Origin of the sequence: Caballeronia sp. INDeC2, from assembly GCF_023631325.1 — a bacterium.
In the GTDB taxonomy this organism is placed as follows: domain Bacteria; phylum Pseudomonadota; class Gammaproteobacteria; order Burkholderiales; family Burkholderiaceae; genus Caballeronia.
In genome coordinates this window covers 380,278-397,872 of sequence record NZ_JALQDG010000027.1, presented here as the reverse complement: position 1 = coordinate 397,872, position 17,595 = coordinate 380,278, and the positions used below count along the sequence as shown (strand labels likewise).

Below are 17,595 nucleotides of genomic sequence, written 5' to 3'. Positions count from 1 at the left end.
AGGGATGACCGTCAGTCCTGCAAGGCGGCCCACATGTCCTTGTCGCGCTGGGCCGTCCAGATTCGCGGATGCTTGATGCCGCTCGCCTCGTCATAGGCGCGCGACACGTCGAACGGCAGGCAGTGCTCGTAGATGAAGACGTGGCCGAACTTCGGGTCCATCGACTTGCGGGTGTGCGCCATCGCGCCCTTAAGATCGAGCTTGTCGGCGACGGCTTCGCGGCCCGCCTGCAACAGCGTCGTGACGAAATCCTTCGTATAGTCGAGACCCTTGTCGACATCCGCCGGCGAAAGCAGCGCGGGACCGCGGCCCGGCACGAGCTTCTCCGCCTTCAGCGCGCGCAGCGCTTCGAGCGTCGCGGGCCATTCCTCGAGTTGCGCGTCGCCGCAATAACAGGCGGCGTCGTACTCGACCAGATCGCCGGAAAACAGCACCTTCTGCGACGGCAGCCAGACAACAGTGTCGCCCTTTGTATGGCCCGAGCCGAGATGCGCGATCTTCACTTCGAGCTTGCCGAGGAACAGGCTGATTTCCTTGTCGAATACGAGCGTCGGCCACGTGAGCCCGGGCACCGTCTCGACGCCGGCGAAGAGACGCGGAAAGCGCTCGATCTCCGATTTCATGTCCTGCTCGCCGCGCTCGACGATCATTTCATACGTGCCGCGGCTCGCGATCACCTGCTGCGCGCCTTCCGCGAAATACGCCGACGCACCGAGCACGCGCACCGCGTGGTAATGCGACAGCACGACGTATTTGATCGGCTTGTCGGTGACGCTGCGGATCTTCGCGATGAGATCCTGCGCCATTGCGGGCGTGGCGGTCGTATCGACGATGAGAACGCCGTCGTCACCGACGATCACGCCCGAGTTCGGATCCCCCTCCGCCGTGTACGCGTACGCGTTCTCGGAGAGCTGCGTGAAGGTGATCTTCTTCTCTTCCAGATCGGCCTGCGATGCGAATGCTTTTGCCATGGTCGTGTCTCGCTTCCATTCTCGTGGTGATGAGTGGATGATCGGCGTGAGGCTGTTTTTTGTCAACAGCAAGTGCGCTTGCTATTTGCAAACACGGGTAAATACCGAATCGCTTCATCGGATGATTCGCGCTCGGCTAACATCTGCCATTCGTTCACTTTTATCGATCGCGGAGTGCTCTTGGCTCGTCCAGTCCCTGCCACGCCTGAAGAGAAAAAACAGCGCGGCATCCAAAGCGTCGAGGTCGGCGCGCGTCTGCTCGAAGCGCTCGCCGCGCGGCACGAGCCGCTCGCGTTGAGCGCGCTGGCCGGGGCCGCCGGGCTGTCGAGCGCGCAGGCGCATACGTATCTCGTGAGTCTCAGGCGGCTCGGCCTCGTCAAGCGCGACGCGCTCACCGGCAACTACGAGCCGGGTCCGCTTTCGCTGCGTCTCGGTTTATTGAATCTAGAACATCAGCCGGCGTATCGCGTGGCCGCGTCACGCGTTGCCGCGCTGGCGCTCGCGACCGGCATGAGCGTCGCGGTCAGCGTCGCGGGGCCGCAAGGGCCGACCGTCGTGCGTTACGAGCGCGGCGGCTATCCGCTGCACGTCAATGTGCATGTCGGGACGGTCATGTCGCTTTCGGCGACGTCGACGGGACGCGTATTCCGCGCGTTCGACGATGACGCCCGCGTCGCCGCGATGCTCGCGCATCAGGCGGAAGCCGACGCGCCGGAGATGCGTGAGCGCATCGGCGAGCTTCGGGCGCGCGGCATCGAACGCAGCGTCGATACGCCGAGCCCGGGCGTGAGCAGCATGAGCGTGCCGGTGTTCGACGGCGCGCGCCGATTGCAACTCGCGCTAACGGTAATCGGCCCGACCGGCCTGTGCGACGTCGACTGGGACGGCCCGCTCGCGCACGCGTTGAAGGATGCGGCACGCGATATCACCGGACTGCTCTCATGACGATGCTCGAAGAAGACGCCAAGCCCCAGCGCGGCATCAACGCGCTCGACGCGACCGGCGATCTGCTACGCGCACTGGTCGCGGCGGGTCAGCCGCTCTCATTGCGCGACCTGGCAGCCGCCGCCGGCATGCCGCCCGCGAAGGCGTTCGCGCATCTGGTGAGTCTCGTGAAGGTCGGCCTGCTCGCGCGGGACGACGCGGGGCTCTTTCACGCGGGCCAGTTGAGCCGCGAGCTCGGGCTCATCGCGCTTCAACGTCTCTCGCCGATCCGCGATGCGGAAAGCGAGATCGTCGCGCTCGCCGCAAGCACGTCGATGACGGTCGCCGCCGCCGCGCTCGGACCGCTCGGCCCGACCGTGATCCGGCTGGAAGAATCGGCGCGGCCGCAGCACGTGAGCTTGCGCGTCGGCACGGCGATGTCCCTCGTCAATACGGCGATCGGGCGCGTCTACGCCGCGCATCTGCCGGCGGACATGCTCGCGTCGCTGATGGAGCAGGACCGTATCCGTCTCGCGGGCGCGGCGGCGCATGAAGGAATGGACGCCGCGTATCGCGCAAGGCTCGACGAGATCAGGCAGCGCGGCCTCGACACGGCGCTCGGCGCGCCGGTGCCCGGCATCCATACCCTGGCCGCGCCGGTGTTCGATCACACCGGCAGCGTGTGTCTCGTGATTGCGTTGATCGGCTCGTCGGGCGGCTTCGACAGCGCCGCCGACGGCCCGCTGGCGCACGCCCTTCTTGCGGCGACGCGGCGCCTGTCGTGGCGTTTCGGCCTCATGGAAGCGAATGATCAGGCAGGCTAGCGGCCCTTGGCCGTCTGCGTGCCGGTCACGCGGATCGCAGGAAAACGGTCGGTCGGCTTCGCGATCTCGTCCTGCGACGCGACGATTTCCAGCTCGTAACGCCCCGCATCGTACGTCGCCTTGACGACCGCGTTCACGGCCGCGAGCGTGTGCTCCAGCGCCGTGCGCAACGAATCGCCTTGCAGCGTGCGCGCGACGAACACCGCGCTCGTCAGATCGCCGACGCCCACCGGCTGCCGCGCGAACGGATAGAGCGGACGTTGCGCGAACCACGCCTCACTCGGCGACACGGCGAGCATGTTGAAAGTGTCGGCGCGGCTGTTGCGATCGAGCAGATGCTTGACCAGCACGATGCGCGGGCCGCGACCGATCACCTCCTGACAGGCATCGACGGCTTCCTCCACCGTCTCGATGCTGCGCCCGACGAGCTTTTCCAGTTCGACGTGATTGGGCATGATCGCATCGGCGATTTCAGGCATCGTCGTGACGAGGAAATCCTCGATGCCGGGCGCGACCGTGCAGCCGCCCGTCTGCCCCATGACCGGATCGCAGAAGTAGAGCGCGCGCGGATTCACCGCCTTCACCATCTTCACGATTTCGACGACCGCGCGAGCCTGCTCCGGCGCGCCGAGATAGCCGGACAGCACCGCGTTGCAGCGCGCGAGCACGCCGATCGCGCCGATGCCCTCGATCACGTTCTGAAGCTCGTCGGCATCGAACGCGCTGCCGGTCCAGCGGCCATACTGCGTGTGATTGGAGAACTGCACGGTGTTGAGCGGCCAGACGTTGACGCCCAGACGCCGCATCGGGAAAACCGCCGCGCTGTTTCCCGCGTGGCCGAACACCACATGCGATTGAATACTCAGGACGTTGTTCATGTTCTGCTTCCCGATTGATCGTGTCCGGTCAGGTAAAACGACGTCGCGCCGGCGCTCGTGGAGCGCAGCGCAACGGTGCCTTCTGGGAGAATGCCCGTGAACGCCATGTGCGGGCGGCGCGGGCATCGCAACCTTCATATTGTGCCGTGCCTCGACGCACTGCGGCATGGCGCTATCGATATAAATTGCCCAGTCGCGTTCAATCAAGCAATCCGGCCGACGAGAAGCGCAAAAGGTCGCGTGGTTGCAACACCGCCGCCTTCGCCAGGACAGCGCAGCACGTTCGTGCGCCGTTCGGCACGCGGCTTGCTCGGTCCGCCCGGTCGCATCGATCATGCACATTCGAGAAAAAAACGGACGACTCAGGCACACGGATTCGAATGCGCGCCGGATAATGCTTCATCGACATAGAGCGAAGACCCACGAGGACGAACACACGGCAATACATCAATAGTCGCAGGTCAAATCAGGAGGCTGGCATGGAGACGCTGTCCAAGAATCGCACCGATTTGCAGAAGTCGACCCTCGCAATCGTTCTCGCCGGCGGGCGCGGCACCCGCCTCGGACCACTCACCGACAAGCGCGTGAAACCGGCCGTGCACTTCGGCGGCAAGTACCGCATCATCGACTTCGCGCTGTCCAACTGCCTCAACTCCGGCATCCGCCGCATCGCTGTCGTCACGCAGTACAAGGCGCATTCGCTCATCCGCCATCTTCAGCGCGGCTGGGGTTTCCTGCGCGGCGAGTTCAACGAGTTCATCGATATCTGGCCGGCGCAACAGCGCGTCGATTCGAGCTGGTATCGCGGCACGGCCGACGCGGTCTATCAGAATCTCGACATCGTCCGATCGATCGGGCCGGAATTCGTGATCGTGCTGGCGGGCGATCACATCTACAAGATGGACTACACGCGCATGGTGCTCGACCATGTGGAGAGCGGCGCGGACTGCACGGTCGGCTGCATCGAGGTGCCGCGCATGGACGCCGTCGCGTTCGGCGTGATGCACGTCGACGAGACCCGCCGCGTCACGGCCTTCCTGGAAAAGCCCGCCGATCCGCCCGCTATGCCCGGCAAGCCCGACATAGCGCTCGCGAGCATGGGCATCTACGTGTTCAGCGCGAAATATCTCTACGACCTGTTGCAGGAGAACATCGAGACGTCGAACACGGATCACGACTTCGGCAAGGACATCATTCCGCGCGTCGTCACGACGGGCAAGGCGATCGCGCATCCGTTCGGCATGTCGTGCGTCACGTCGAGCAGCGATCCGGAAGCGCCCGCCTACTGGCGCGATGTCGGCACCGTCGACGCGTACTGGTCCGCCAACCTCGACCTCGCATCGACGATTCCGGAGCTCGATCTGTACGACCGCAAATGGCCGATCTGGACGAATCAGGAGCAACTGCCGCCCGGCAAATTCGTGCGCGACCTGAACGGCCAGCAAGGCGCGATCACCAATCTGCTCGTCTGCGGCGGCTGTGTGATTTCGGGATCGCAGGTGTCGAAGTCGGTGTTTTCGTCGGCGGTGCGGGTGCACTCGTTCTGTAACATCAATGAGGCAGTCTTGTTGCCTCAGGTGACCATCGGGCCGAATTGCCGATTGCAGCGCGTCGTGATCGACCGCGGCTGCACGGTGCCCGAGGGTCTCGTGGTGGGCGAAGATCCCGACGACGACGCCGCTCGCTTCTTCCGGACGGAGTCGGGCGTCACGCTCATCACGCGCGATGCGCTGGCGCGGCTGTCGCAGAGTTAGACGGCGGCGCGCCGAACGAACACGACAACACGAATCCATTCGACGGGAGCGCCGATGACCGTATGCGTGCTGCATGCCGCAGCAGAAATGTTTCCGCTGTTGAAAACCGGCGGCCTCGCCGATGTAGTCGGCGCGCTGCCGCCCGCGCAGTCGCAACTGGGCACGCATGCGCGCGTCGTGCTGCCGGGCTTTCCCGCCGTGCTCGCGGGCCTCGACGACCTTCAGCCCGTCGCCGATCTGGGCGCCGCGTTCGGCGCGAGCAACGTGCGGCTCGAGCGCGGCGTGCTCCAGCCGCACGGCGTGGTGGTGTACGCCGTGCGCGCGGACCAGTTTTACGATCGCCCGGGCAATCCGTATCTCGATGCCGCACATCGCTCATATGCCGACAACGACCGCCGCTTCGCGCTGCTCGGCTGGGCGGCGGCGCGCATCGCGACCGGCGCCGATCCGGCGTGGAAACCGCATATCGTCCATGCGCACGACTGGCACGCGGGGCTGGCGCCCGCGTATCTGCGTGCGTTCGAGCGCGGCGGCGCGGCGAGAGTCGCGAGCGTGATGACCGTGCATAACCTCGCGTACCAGGGCGTCTTTCCGGCGTCGGAGTTCGGCGCGCTGCAATTGCCCGGCGACTTTTACGCGGTCGACGGCGTCGAGTTCTACGGTCACGTCTCGTTCCTGAAGGCGGGTCTCTACTACGCGGATCGCATCACGACGGTGAGCCCGACATACTCCCGCGAAATTCAGACGCAGGCGCACGGCGCCGGGCTGCACGGCTTGCTGCAAACCCGCACGCACGACATTACCGGCATCCTGAACGGCGTCGATTATTCGATCTGGAGTCCGTCGGTCGATGAGTCCATCGCGGCGAAGTACACCGCGTCGAAGCCATCGGCAAAATCGAAGTGCAAGACGGCGCTGCAGGAACGCATGGGACTCACGCGCGACGACGACGCCCTGCTCTTCGGCGTCGTCAGCCGGCTGACCGAGCAGAAGGGACTGGATCTGCTGCTCTCGGCCGTGCCCGATATCGTGCAGCGCGGCGGCCAGCTCGTCGTGCTCGGCACCGGCGATCCGGCGCTCGAAACCGGCATGAAGAACGCGGCGGCGGCGCATCCGGGCGCGGTCGCGATCGAACTCGGTTTCGACGAGACGCTGTCGCATTCGATCATCGCCGGCAGCGACGTGGTGATGGTGCCGTCACGCTTCGAGCCGTGCGGCCTCACGCAGCTCTACGCGCTGGCGTACGGCTCGCCGCCCCTCGTGCATCGCGTGGGCGGGCTGGCCGATACCGTCGTCGACAGCTCGCTCGAAAATCTCGCCGACGACCTCGCGACCGGCTTCGTCTTCGATACCTTCGATCGCCCGGGCATCGTCGGCGCGATCCGGCGCGCGTTCGCGCTGAAGGCGCGGCGCACGGACTGGAAGGCGGTCGTCAAGCGCGCGATGAACCAGAACTTCAGCTGGGAGTCGGCGGCGCTCGCCTACGCGGACGTCTATCAGGGATTGATGAGCCGCTGAAGCGTCGCGTTCCGTGGGCGCACGCCTTGCTGCTCGGGAAGAACTGACCATCACGGAAAACGCACATGCACAAACCCCTCGCAGGCCAGATCGCGCTCGTGACGGGCGCGAGTTCGGGCATCGGCGCGGGCGTCGCCACGGCACTCGCCGATGCGGGCGCGCGCGTCGCGATCAACTACCATTCGCACGCGGAACCGGCTGAGAAGCTCGCCGCCGAGATCGCGGCGAAAGGCGGCGAAGCGTTCGCCGTCGGCGCCGACGTGTCCGACGAATCCCAGATCGACGCAATGTTCGATGCCGTCGTGAAGCGCTTCGGGACCATCGATATCGTCGTCGCGAATTCCGGGCTGCAGAAGGACGCGAAGTTCTCCGCGCTCACGCTCGCGGACTGGCACACGGTGATCGAAACGAATCTCACCGGCCAGTTCCTCACCGCGCAGCGCGCCGTGCGCACGTTCGAGCGGCGCGGCATGCGCGACGTCTCGAAGGCGCTCGGCAAGATCATCTGCATGAGTTCCGTTCACGAGGTCATTCCGTGGGCGGGACATGTGAACTACGCCGCGTCCAAAGGCGGCATCCAGATGATGATGAAAACGATCGCGCAGGAAGTCGCGCCGCAGCGCATCCGCGTGAACGGCATTGCGCCCGGCGCGATCCGCACGCCGATCAACAAGGACGCGTGGGACACGCCGGAGAAACTCGACAAGCTCCTGACGCTGATTCCGTACGGGCGCGTGGGCGAAGTGGAGGATATCGGCCGCGCGGCGGTCTGGCTCGCGTCCGACGACAGCGATTACGTCGTAGGCACGACGCTTTTCGTCGATGGCGGCATGACGCTTTATCCGGGATTCGCGGATAACGGCTGATCGCGCATCGACCAACAATACGGGAGCGGAATGAAGGAAATCAAGGTTGACGTCGCCGTGATCGGGGCGGGCACGGCGGGCATGGCCGCGTTGCGCGCGGCGCGGCTCGCGGGCGCGAACGCGGTGCTGATCGAGAGCGGCGAACTTGGTACGACCTGTGCGCGCGTCGGCTGCATGCCGTCGAAGCTGCTGCTCGCGGCGGCCAACGGTTTGCACGATGCACATGCGCTGGCCGCGCGCGGCATCGAAGGCACGCACGCGCTCGAACCGGACTACGCGCGTGTGCTCGACTACGTGCGGCACGAGCGCGATCACTTCGTGAAGGGCGTGCTCGAAGAAGTCGACCGGTTGCCCGACGGCATCCTGATGCGCGGCGCGGCGCGCTTCGAAGCGCCGACGCGGCTCGTCGTCGGCGACGACACGCGCGTCGAGGCGAAGAGCGTCGTGATCGCGACGGGCGCCGCGCCGAGCGTGCCCGACGAGCTGAAGGTGTTCGGCAACAAGCTCATCACGAGCGACGATCTCTTCGAGCTGCACACGCTGCCGAAACGCATCGCCGTGTTCGGCGCGGGACCGATCGCGCTGGAGCTGGGACAAGCGCTCGCCCGTCTCGATGTCGATATCTTCATGTTCGGCAAGGGCGGCGGCGTGGCGGCGCTCAGCGACACGCCCGTGCGCGATGCTCTCGCCGCCGCGCTCGCCGACGAGTTCTATTTCGATCCCGACGCGAAGTTCGACGAGATGTCGCTCGAAGACGGCCTGCCGACGCTGCGCTTCAAATCGCCGGATGACGAGCAGCATGTCGAGCGTGTCGATCTCGTGCTCGCCGCGACGGGCCGCAGGCCGAATCTCGAGCCGCTCGCGCTCGGCAACGCGGGCATCGAACTGAATGAAAAAGGGGTGCCGCTATTCGACGAGTCCACGATGCAATGCGGCACGAGTTCCATCTTCATCGCGGGCGATTGCGACGGCACGCGCCCCTGGCTTCACGACGCCGCCGACGAAGGCAAGCTCGCCGGAGACAACGCTGCGCGCTTCCCCGACGTGCAGGCGGTCAAGCGCAAGGTGCCCTTCTCGATCGTGTTCAGCGAGCCGCAGGTGGCGATCGTCGGCGCATCGTACGACGACCTCGACAAGCAGATGACGGTAACGGGCGAAGTATCGTTCGCAGATCAGGGCAGAAGCCGCGTGATGCGGCAGAATCGCGGCCTGCTGCACGTCTACGCCGACGCTAAAACCGGCAAGTTGCGCGGCGCGCAAGGCTGCGGACCGGCGATGGAGCATCTGGGGCACCTGCTCGCATGGGCGCTGCAACTGGAACTGACGCTCGATGAAACGCTCAAGCTGCCTTTCTATCATCCGGTCGTGGAAGAAGGCTTGCGCACGGCGCTGAAGGATGCGGACAGAAAATGCTATGAAGAGCGTTCGGAGACGCCCCCGACCTTGCCGAGCGCGGCCGGTTGTTAGCCGCGCCAAAACAAAACGCCGGTTGCGAGCAACCGGCGCTTCGTCTTCCGAATCATGGGTACCACCGTCTGGATCAGCTTCCGCTCAAACCATATTGCAGTGCAAGGTCGAAACCCAGCACGACCAGCGAACAGAACAGACCGAGCGACAGATTCGCCAGCCGGTGGCCGACGTCCTTGTGCTTCGTCAGAACGGCGCCCGCGAGGAACGCGATTTCCACGATGACCTGCATGCAGAACACGGCGATCATCAACGCGAACTCATAACCCATCGAGTTGAAGTTCATGAAGTTGAAGCCATTCACCGCGACCCAGGAACCTACTCGCCAGGCTTCGTATGCCAATAGCAGCAACGGGAAGAAATAGCTGGCTACATAAGTCGGCACCGTGGCGTGCCGCAATTCCATATTTAAGTGACGTGTTACTTGCATCGCGTACTCCTCATCTGATTGCCCGAAACGACGGGCGTTCTAACTGCACCGTGGCGCAACCGGAGCGTTCTGACCGAACGGCAGACGGGCGTCGTGCTTTTAGAATAGGACAATTTTCGGGAAAGCGAATCATCGTATTCCCGATGATCCCGCCCAGTAACGAATTACGCGACGCATTGTGCAGTGCAACTGAACAACGCAGTTATTTATACCTTGAATTCGGCACGCGCGTGCGTGCCGAATTAATACTTCGTTTGATAACTTACTGGCCGTTTTGTTGCTTTGCGTACAGCTTGATAATGCCCGAAAAATCGAGCCCGCCTAATCCTTGCTGGCTCATCGATTGATACAACTGTTGTGCCAGCGCGCCCATGAAAACCGGCTGCTTCGCGCCGCGTGCCGCATCGACGGCGAGGCCGAGATCCTTAAGCATCAGGTCCGCGCCGAAGCCGCCGGAATATCCGCGCGACGCGGGCGCCGTTTCGATGATGCCGGGGTAGGGATTACACGTATCCGAACTCCAGCAGCGCCCAGTCGATGTGTTGAGGATGCTCGCCAGTTTCGTCGGATCGATGCCGAGCGTTTCGCCGAGCTTCATCGCTTCCGCGACGCCGATCATGGAAATCCCCAACAGCAGGTTATTGCAGATCTTCGCGATCTGACCGGTGCCCGTTTCGCCGCAACGCACCATGTTTTTGCCCATGCCAGAAAGCACGGGACGTAGCGTTTCGAAGAGCGCTTCATCCGCGCCGACCATGAACGTGAGCGTGCCCGCCTGTGCGCCGACGACGCCGCCGGACACGGGCGCGTCCGCGAACGGATTACCCTGCTTCGCCGCCGCTTCGCCGATGAGTTTCGCGGTGGCCGGATCGATCGTGCTGCTATCGACGAGCGGCACGCCCTTCGCCACGCCGGCGAGCACGCCGTCTTCGCCCAGATAGACCGCCTTCACATGCTGCGCCGCGGGAAGCATCGTGATGACGACTTCCGCACCTTCGACAGCCGCGCGCGGCGATGCGGCCAGCGTCGCGCCCGCCGCCTTCGCCGCATCGAGCGCCGCCGGCACGAGATCGAACGCTGTCACCGCGTGCCCGGCTTTCAGGAGATTGGCGGCCATCGGACCGCCCATGTGCCCCAGGCCGATAAAGCCTATTTTCATCGCCGTCTCCTTTTTGTTATCGCAGCGAGATGGTCGTGTTGACGCCGTCGTTCACCGTGGCGTCGTCGAACCAGCGCGCGGTGACCGTCTTCGTCTGCGTATAGAACTGCACGACCTGCTTACCGTACGGCCCGAGATCGCCCAGCTTCGAGCCGCGCGAACCGGTGAAGCTGAACGCCGGCACCGGCACCGGAATCGGAATGTTGATGCCCACCTGACCGATGTCGATCTCGCTCTGAAACTTGCGCGCCGCCGCGCCGCTCTGCGTGAAAAGCCCCACGCCGTTGCCCATCGGATTGCGATTGACGAGCGCGATCGCATCATCGAGCGTATCGGCCTCGACCACGCAGAGCACCGGGCCGAAGATCTCGGTCTTGTAGATCGACATATCGGTATCGACGTTCGTGAAGATCGTCGGGCCGATGAAGTTGCCGTTCTCGTAGCCCTTCACGTCGATATCGCGGCCGTCGAGCGCGAGCGTCGCGCCCTCTTCCACGCCACGGCCGATCAGCCCGAGAATGCGCTCCTTCGCCGTTTTCGAGACGACCGGGCCGACATCCGTATTCGGTTCGACGCCAGCGTTCACTTTGAGCGTCTTCGCGCGTTCGACGAGCTCCGGCACCCACTCTCTCGATGCCCCGACGAACACCGCCACCGACGTCGCCATGCAGCGCTGACCCGCCGCGCCGAAGCCCGCGCCCGCGAGCGCGTTGAGCGTCTGCTCCTTATTCGCGTCGGGCAGCACGACGGCGTGATTCTTCGCGCCCATCATCGACTGGACGCGCTTGCCGTGCTGGCTCGCCAAGTTGTAGACGTGCGTGCCGACAGCCGTCGAACCGACGAACGAGATCGCCTTGATGTCGGGATGCGTGCAGATCGCGTCCACGACTTCCTTGCCGCCATGCACGACGTTGAGCACGCCCGGCGGCACGCCGGCTTCGATCGCGAGCTCGACGAGCTCCATCGTCGAAAGCGGATCCTGTTCCGACGGCTTCAGCACGAAGGTGTTGCCGCAAACGATGGCCATCGGGAACATCCACAGCGGGATCATCGCGGGGAAGTTGAACGGCGTGATCCCCGCGCAGACGCCGATCGGCTGGCGCAGTGTGTACGTATCGACGCCGCCCGCGACGTTCTCGGAGAATTCGCCTTGCTGCAAGGTGCTGATCGAGCACGCATGCTCGACGACTTCGAGGCCGCGGAAAATGTCGCCCTCGGCATCGGCGAGCGTCTTGCCCTGCTCGGCCGTGAGCGTCTGCGCGACGCGCTTCTGGTTCTGGCGCACGAGATCCTGGAACTTCAGCATCAGACGCATGCGCACGCCGAGCGGCGTCGTGCGCCACGTTTGAAACGCCTTCTGCGCGGCGGCGACGGCGGCATTCACTTCGTCGATCGTCGCGAAGGGCACGCGGCCGACCAGCTCCTGCGTCGCGGGATTGACGATGTCGCGCCATTCGGTCGACTTCGAATCGACGAACTGGCCGTCGATCAGCAACATGGCCGTGCGGACGGACGCACTCTGCGCCGGATGTTCTGCAGCGATATTCACGGATGTCTCCTTTGGCTGGATTTATGAGGAAGGGCTGGGACGGCGACGCGAGTCGAGCCGAGCGCCGGCGAGGCGCCGGGGGGAAGAAGCATGTCGTCTCCGTCATAGGAATCTGCCCGACTTTGCAGGCTCGTTCCGTTCAGTATAGTTATGCAAAAGTCCATCATGGCACCATAAAAACACCCGATCGATATGCAAAAAAACGCCGTGCAGCCCGCCAAGTTCGACCTCGCCCGCCTCAACTGGGACGATCTGCGCTTCTTCCTCGAAGTCGCCCGCACGCAGCGCGCGAGCGGCGCGGCCAAGCGCCTGGGCGTCGATTACACGACGGTCGCGCGGCGCGTGCGCGCGCTCGAAGACGCGCTCGGCACGCTCCTGTTCGACAAGTCGCGCAGCGGCGGATTCATTCTGACCGCCGAGGGTCAGCGCCTGCTCGGCTTCGTCGATTCGATCGAGACGACGGTGCAGTCCGCCACCGAGCAGATCGCCAATACGGGCCACGCGCTGTCGGGGCATGTGCGCGTCGGTTCGACCGAAGGTTTCGGCTGCTTCTTTCTCGCGCCGCAGCTCGCGCGTTTTCAGGACGCGCACCCGCACATTTCCATCGACCTGCTGCCGGTGCCGCATTTCGTGAGTCTGTCGAAGCGCGAGGCGGATATCGCCGTGACGCTCGAGCGCCCCGAGCAGGGCCAGTACGTCTACACGAAGCTCTGCGACTACCGCCTCAAGCTCTACGCGACCGCCGAGTATCTGGACGCGCACGAGCCGATCCGCACGAGCGACGATCTGCGTCATCATCGCTTCGCGAGTTATATCGACGATCTCGCGTTCAGTTACGAACTGCTGTATCTCGAACGCGCGGTGCCGGGCGCGGTGTCGCGCTGGCGCAGCACGAGCGCGATCGCGCAATATTTCGCGGCGCTGCAGGGACGCGCGCTCGCGATCCTGCCGTGCTTCATGACCTCCGCCGATCCGCGCTTCGTGCCGGTGTTGCCGGACGAGATCGTCGTGACGCGCGCCTTTTATCTGTCCTGCCGCGAAGACTTGCGCAAGTTGAAGCGCATCACAGCCGTGTGGGACTATTTGCGCGCGGCGGCCGAGGCGAACCGCGCTTTCCTGATGGGCGACGGCACGCAGATGGCGTGGGTCGACGTCAAGTCGTCCTGAGCAATCTACGTTTTTCGACAGCGAGATCGGCTCAAACATGATAAATGCCGTCACCAACGTGAGCATCACAAAATTTGACGTCGACGGATTCGTGTAATTTTGCTTCGAAATCCTTCTGAATCGTCGCCTGACGCACGAGGGTCGGGCATAATCGCCGCCCGGTCTTATCGTTTTGCCGTGGAGAGCGCGGCGCACTCCATCCCCGTGATTTTTCTTAGTTTTTCTTCCGCCGGCCGTATGGGCCGCCCCGCGCGCTGATGGCTTTCGTCATCTGGTCCAGGCGGACCATGTCCCGCCAGCGCATTCGTTTCGTCGAGGCACGCACGGCGCGCGCCATCGCGATCATCGGCGCGATGGCGCTTTTGATCGCCGCGCTGGCGCTCGGCATCGCGATCGGCACGATGTTCGCCCGCAGCCATCTCGGCGAGGAACAGGCGCTGCTGTCGCGCCGCTCGTATGAGATCGAAGAACTCGGCCGCCTCAACGCCGCGCTGATCGAGCTTGCGCCGCGTGTCGAAGGGCTGTCCGCGCAAGTAAGCGAACTGCATGAGTTCGACGCGCGCCTGAGGGCCGCGCGCGGCGCGGGCAACACGTCCAACGTGCACGACGTTCCACCGCTGCCCGACAGCGAGGAACCGGCTTCGTCGCTCGACGGCGCCGGCGGCCCGGAGCTGCCGCCGCGACTGTGCGACACCTCCCGCGCGGGATTGGGCGCGCCGCGCCAGCGTCTGAAGAGCACGCGGCGCGTCATCGATTGCCTCAACGACGAAGTCTCGCAACTGCAAACGCGCACGCTCGCGCACTATGCCGCGTACATGGCGTTTCCCGGCCGCGATCCTGCGCCCGGCGCGCGCAACGGCTCGCCTTACGGCAATCGTCTGGATCCGTTCACCGGGCATCTGAGTTTTCATCCCCGGCTCGATCTGGTCGCGCCGACCGGCACGCCGATCCTCGCCAGCGCGGGCGGGCGCGTCGTGCAGGCCGGCGAGCACAGCGGCTATGGCAACGCGGTCGACATCCGCCACGGCGACGGCACCGTGACGCGCTACGGACATGCGTCGCGCGTCCTCGTGAAAACCGGCGAGTACGTGATGCCCGGGCAGGAGATCGCGGAAGTCGGCTCGACCGGCCGCTCCACGGGCCCGCATCTGCATTTCGAAGTGATCGTCGACGGCGCGCAGATCAATCCCTCCCCTTACCTCGCGCTCTTCAAGCGCAAGCCGAATGCGCAAAGTTGATTCGAAGCGGCTGTCGCTGCAACTGACTCGCCAGTCCTATTCGCTCACGCCCAAGCGCGGTGCGGGCATCTGGCTGGGCCTGCTCGCCGCCGTGTGCGCGATCGCGGCGCTCGCTGCCGCGGGCTTCGCGCTCAAGCGCTCGAACGAGGACGCGCGCAAGCTCGACGCGCTCTGCGCGCCGCCCGCCTCCGAACAGACGCTGCGCGATCAGCTCGCGCACGCGCAGCTCGCGCTCGAACAGGAAGCGGCGAGCCGCGCGGCGCTGGAGCAGCGCGTAACCGACGGCACGGCCGAGATTCAGCGCCTTCAGACCGACCTCGCTTTCCTCAAGAAACAGCACAAACCCGATTGAGCGGCACGCATCACGCGCTCGCTTCGTGCAACCCTTTACCGCATCGCAAGGACTCGACATGTTTTCATCGAAGAAGGATTCCAACGGCATCAAGATGGCCAAGCTCGCGACGCTCGTCGCGCATAACGTTCATATTTCGGGCGATCTCGAGTTCAGCGAAGGCCTGCGCATGGACGGCCAGGTGACGGGCAACGTGAGCGGCCGCCCCGGCGAAGAGACGCTGCTCGTCGTGAGCGATCAGGGCGCAATCCGCGGCAATGTGAGCGCCTACGACGTCATCATCAACGGCTGCGTGACGGGCGATGTCACCGTCGCGCATTTCGTCGAACTTCAGTCGAATGCGCGCGTGCTCGGCAACATCTATTACCAGCAGTTGCGCATGGATATCGGCGCGACTGTCGAAGGCAAGCTCACCAAGTTCGATTCGCAGTCCGCGCATGTTCCGACGCTGCCGGCGCCGCCCGGATACACCGTCGACCTCGCGGCAAACTGAGCGCGGGCAACGAGCGCCGCACGCCCGGCGCTCGTTGGCAAGGGCGAGCCTATCCGGCTAAGATTCGGTGGATGAAGGCCACGCGCTCGCGCCCCCACGCGAATCACGCGACTTCGAGCGCCCATCGACGCGTGGCCGGTGATACCGAAATAACTATAAAGGGCGCCCCATGCTGGTCAATTGCGCGGCTTATCAGAACGGCCGAAAACTCGCGGACGTCGAGATCGACGATATCAACGCATACCGCGATCTGCCCGACTCTTTCATTTGGGTTGCGTTGAAGGAGCCGGGTCCCGGCGAGCTCGCGCACATGACGCATCAGTTCGGCCTGCATGAACTCGCGGTCGAAGATGCGCAGCACGGTCATCAACGACCGAAGATCGAGGAATACGGCGACTCGCTATTCGCGGTCTTTCATACGGTCGAGTTCGATGAAGAGGGCGAAGTGCTCGTCGGCGAGATGAACGTGTTCGTCGGCAAGAACTACGTGCTCTCGGTGCGCAATCGCACGACGCAAGGCTTTCAGGAAGTGCGCAAGCGCTGCGAGCGCGAACCGCATCTGCTCAAGCACGGGCCGGCCTTCGTGATGTACGCGCTGCTCGATGCCGTCGTCGATCGATACTTCCCCGTGCTGGAAACGCTCGGCGCGGAGGTCGACCAAGTGGAAGAGCGCATTTTCGAGCAGAAAGGCTCGGTGGAATCGCGCGAGATCATCGAAGATCTTTACTCGTTGAAGCGCCGCATGACGATTCTTCAACATCACACGGCGCCGCTGCTCGAAGCCGTCAGCAAACTGTATGGCGGGCGTTCGCCGGGCGTGTGTTCGGGCATGCAGGAATATTTCCGCGACGTGTACGACCACCTGCTGCGCATCGTGAAGACGATCGAAGGGCGTCGTGAAATGATCGTCACGGCGATTCAGGTGAATCTCGGTCTGATTGCGCTCGCGGAAAGCGAAGTGACCAAGCGCCTCGGCTCGTTCGCGGCCCTCTTCGCGGTGCCGACGATGATCGCCGGCATCTACGGCATGAACTTCAAGTCGATTCCGGAGCTCGACTGGGTTTACGGCTATCCGACCTGTCTCACCGTCATGCTGATCGTCGATCTGGTGCTCTATTGGCGGTTCAAGAAGGCCGGCTGGCTGTAGTGAGAAAGTCTCTTTCAGGAAACTTCAGGCGAATTTCATTGTCCAATCAACCGATTTGCGCGAGAATGCGGTCTGGCCTTGCAAAACGGCCAATCGACCGCACTTGACGTGAACGCACGTCGCATTTTCATCGCTTTTCGTTTCAAACCGCACGTCGGCCTTGCAGTTTGCCGATGTCGCCGTCCCGGTCATGCCGGCCCACGGCGCGCCGCCTTCGCGGTTCGCCCTGTCGTCCGGCCTATGCCGTCAAGCTCACAACGAGCCTGAATTAGAGACGCGGCGCGCTCCGATCGCACGTTTGATCGTGCCGGACGTGCCAGGCCACGCTTTGCATCGCCTCTCACGTTTCGTAGCGACGCCGCCTGCGGGCAGCGGCGCTCGACACTTCATCGGCGTTTCATGCGCGTCTCGCAGGATGCGCGGCAGCACCCACTACTAATGACCACAGGAGCCCCATATGGCGAAAGAAGAACTCATCGAACTCGACGGAATCGTTGACGAAGTGCTTCCCGACAGCCGCTATCGCGTGACGCTGGACAACGGCGTCGTCGTGGGCGCGTACGCCTCGGGCCGCATGCGCAAGAATCACATCCGTATTCTGGCCGGCGACCGCGTGACGCTGGAACTGTCGGTGTATGACCTGACGAAGGGCCGCATCAACTTCCGTCACAAAGACGAGCGCGCAAGCGGCGGCGGCCCGCGTGCACCGATGCGCCGTCGTTGATTTTCACCGCTTCATCTGATTCATCCGCAACGCGCGTGAGCCTGATCCGCAGCGCACGCTTCTGAACCCACTCGCGGATCATCCTGTACTTCGACGCGGCCGCATGCCCCGCGCCCGGCCGTATGAGGCTGCGC

Annotated in this window: 15 protein-coding genes and 1 pseudogene; 11 read left to right on the top strand and 5 right to left on the bottom strand. The window is 64.2% G+C overall.

Going from position 1 to position 17,595, the window contains the following annotated elements; translation table 11 throughout:
- Positions 1–11: 11 nt before the first annotated feature.
- Positions 12–971 carry an MBL fold metallo-hydrolase gene (locus NCS28_RS17410; protein WP_250514986.1) on the bottom strand — a complete coding sequence of 320 codons (960 nt, stop codon included), beginning with the start codon at positions 969–971 and terminating at the stop codon, positions 12–14.
- A gap of 174 nt (positions 972–1,145) precedes the next feature.
- Here NCS28_RS17410 and NCS28_RS17405 point away from each other — a divergent pair.
- Positions 1,146–2,719: pseudogene (locus NCS28_RS17405) on the top strand (IclR family transcriptional regulator).
- On the opposite strand, the gene pdxY reads toward NCS28_RS17405, so the two are convergent.
- Entirely contained in the window at positions 2,716–3,597 is an 882-nt protein-coding gene (gene pdxY / locus NCS28_RS17400; protein WP_250514985.1) for a pyridoxal kinase PdxY, read from the bottom strand. The pseudogene NCS28_RS17405 and the gene pdxY overlap by 4 nt on opposite strands.
- A 479-nt stretch (positions 3,598–4,076) precedes the next feature.
- On the opposite strand from pdxY, the gene glgC reads away from it, so the two are divergent.
- From glgC to NCS28_RS17380, 4 genes are all read left to right on the top strand, one after another.
- Positions 4,077–5,351: a glucose-1-phosphate adenylyltransferase gene (gene glgC / locus NCS28_RS17395; protein WP_250514984.1), complete on the top strand. Its 1,275-nt coding sequence runs from the start codon at positions 4,077–4,079 to the stop codon at positions 5,349–5,351.
- A gap of 54 nt (positions 5,352–5,405) precedes the next feature.
- The gene (glgA, locus tag NCS28_RS17390) at positions 5,406–6,869 is read left to right on the top strand and encodes a glycogen synthase GlgA (RefSeq protein ID WP_250514983.1); all 1,464 of its coding nucleotides are present in this window, start codon (positions 5,406–5,408) and stop codon (positions 6,867–6,869) included.
- 65 nt (positions 6,870–6,934) lie between these two features.
- Positions 6,935–7,735 carry an SDR family oxidoreductase gene (locus NCS28_RS17385; protein ID WP_250514982.1) on the top strand — a complete coding sequence of 267 codons (801 nt, stop codon included), beginning with the start codon at positions 6,935–6,937 and terminating at the stop codon, positions 7,733–7,735.
- Between the two features lie 30 nt (positions 7,736–7,765).
- Positions 7,766–9,202 carry a dihydrolipoyl dehydrogenase gene (locus NCS28_RS17380; RefSeq protein WP_250514981.1) on the top strand — a complete coding sequence of 479 codons (1,437 nt, stop codon included), beginning with the start codon at positions 7,766–7,768 and terminating at the stop codon, positions 9,200–9,202.
- A gap of 73 nt (positions 9,203–9,275) precedes the next feature.
- Here NCS28_RS17380 and NCS28_RS17375 read toward each other — a convergent pair whose 3' ends face one another.
- From NCS28_RS17375 to NCS28_RS17365, 3 genes are all read right to left on the bottom strand, one after another.
- Complete coding sequence (locus tag NCS28_RS17375; protein ID WP_035507454.1) at positions 9,276–9,632, bottom strand: hypothetical protein; 357 nt, start codon at positions 9,630–9,632, stop codon at positions 9,276–9,278.
- Positions 9,633–9,894: 262 nt separating this feature from the next.
- Complete coding sequence (gene mmsB / locus NCS28_RS17370; RefSeq protein ID WP_250514980.1) at positions 9,895–10,791, bottom strand: 3-hydroxyisobutyrate dehydrogenase; 897 nt, start codon at positions 10,789–10,791, stop codon at positions 9,895–9,897.
- 16 nt (positions 10,792–10,807) lie between these two features.
- Complete coding sequence (locus tag NCS28_RS17365) at positions 10,808–12,289, bottom strand: CoA-acylating methylmalonate-semialdehyde dehydrogenase (RefSeq protein ID WP_250515047.1); 1,482 nt, start codon at positions 12,287–12,289, stop codon at positions 10,808–10,810.
- A 243-nt stretch (positions 12,290–12,532) separates the two neighbouring features.
- On the opposite strand from NCS28_RS17365, the gene NCS28_RS17360 reads away from it, so the two are divergent.
- From NCS28_RS17360 to infA, 6 genes are all read left to right on the top strand, one after another.
- Positions 12,533–13,507, top strand: a complete 975-nt coding sequence (locus NCS28_RS17360) for a LysR family transcriptional regulator (RefSeq protein WP_250514979.1) — start codon at positions 12,533–12,535, stop codon at positions 13,505–13,507.
- 287 nt (positions 13,508–13,794) lie between these two features.
- Entirely contained in the window at positions 13,795–14,745 is a 951-nt protein-coding gene (locus tag NCS28_RS17355) for a M23 family metallopeptidase (protein ID WP_250514978.1), read from the top strand.
- On the top strand, positions 14,732–15,097 hold the full coding sequence (locus NCS28_RS17350; protein ID WP_250514977.1) for a hypothetical protein: 366 nt from the start codon (positions 14,732–14,734) through the stop codon (positions 15,095–15,097). Before NCS28_RS17355 ends, NCS28_RS17350 begins: the two co-directional genes overlap by 14 nt.
- Before the next feature lie 58 nt (positions 15,098–15,155).
- Positions 15,156–15,590 carry a bactofilin family protein gene (locus NCS28_RS17345; protein WP_250515046.1) on the top strand — a complete coding sequence of 145 codons (435 nt, stop codon included), beginning with the start codon at positions 15,156–15,158 and terminating at the stop codon, positions 15,588–15,590.
- 169 nt (positions 15,591–15,759) lie between these two features.
- Complete coding sequence (gene corA / locus NCS28_RS17340) at positions 15,760–16,737, top strand: magnesium/cobalt transporter CorA (protein ID WP_250514976.1); 978 nt, start codon at positions 15,760–15,762, stop codon at positions 16,735–16,737.
- Between the two features lie 457 nt (positions 16,738–17,194).
- Positions 17,195–17,461: a translation initiation factor IF-1 gene (gene infA, locus NCS28_RS17335; RefSeq protein ID WP_035507474.1), complete on the top strand. Its 267-nt coding sequence runs from the start codon at positions 17,195–17,197 to the stop codon at positions 17,459–17,461.
- Positions 17,462–17,595 lie beyond the last annotated feature (134 nt).

Excerpts from the sequence above, each read along its gene's own strand:
- NCS28_RS17410 (WP_250514986.1), bottom strand. The coding sequence starts at position 971 with ATGGCAAAAGCATTCGCATCGCAGGCCGATCTGGAAGAGAAGAAGATC.
- pdxY (WP_250514985.1), bottom strand. The coding sequence starts at position 3,597 with ATGAACAACGTCCTGAGTATTCAATCGCATGTGGTGTTCGGCCACGCG.
- glgC (WP_250514984.1), top strand. The coding sequence starts at position 4,077 with ATGGAGACGCTGTCCAAGAATCGCACCGATTTGCAGAAGTCGACCCTC.
- glgA (WP_250514983.1), top strand. The coding sequence starts at position 5,406 with ATGACCGTATGCGTGCTGCATGCCGCAGCAGAAATGTTTCCGCTGTTG.
- NCS28_RS17385 (WP_250514982.1), top strand. The coding sequence starts at position 6,935 with ATGCACAAACCCCTCGCAGGCCAGATCGCGCTCGTGACGGGCGCGAGT.
- NCS28_RS17380 (WP_250514981.1), top strand. The coding sequence starts at position 7,766 with ATGAAGGAAATCAAGGTTGACGTCGCCGTGATCGGGGCGGGCACGGCG.
- NCS28_RS17375 (WP_035507454.1), bottom strand. The coding sequence starts at position 9,632 with ATGCAAGTAACACGTCACTTAAATATGGAATTGCGGCACGCCACGGTG.
- mmsB (WP_250514980.1), bottom strand. The coding sequence starts at position 10,791 with ATGAAAATAGGCTTTATCGGCCTGGGGCACATGGGCGGTCCGATGGCC.
- NCS28_RS17365 (WP_250515047.1), bottom strand. The coding sequence starts at position 12,289 with ATGTTGCTGATCGACGGCCAGTTCGTCGATTCGAAGTCGACCGAATGG.
- NCS28_RS17360 (WP_250514979.1), top strand. The coding sequence starts at position 12,533 with ATGCAAAAAAACGCCGTGCAGCCCGCCAAGTTCGACCTCGCCCGCCTC.
- NCS28_RS17355 (WP_250514978.1), top strand. The coding sequence starts at position 13,795 with ATGTCCCGCCAGCGCATTCGTTTCGTCGAGGCACGCACGGCGCGCGCC.
- NCS28_RS17350 (WP_250514977.1), top strand. The coding sequence starts at position 14,732 with ATGCGCAAAGTTGATTCGAAGCGGCTGTCGCTGCAACTGACTCGCCAG.
- NCS28_RS17345 (WP_250515046.1), top strand. The coding sequence starts at position 15,156 with ATGTTTTCATCGAAGAAGGATTCCAACGGCATCAAGATGGCCAAGCTC.
- corA (WP_250514976.1), top strand. The coding sequence starts at position 15,760 with ATGCTGGTCAATTGCGCGGCTTATCAGAACGGCCGAAAACTCGCGGAC.
- infA (WP_035507474.1), top strand. The coding sequence starts at position 17,195 with ATGGCGAAAGAAGAACTCATCGAACTCGACGGAATCGTTGACGAAGTG.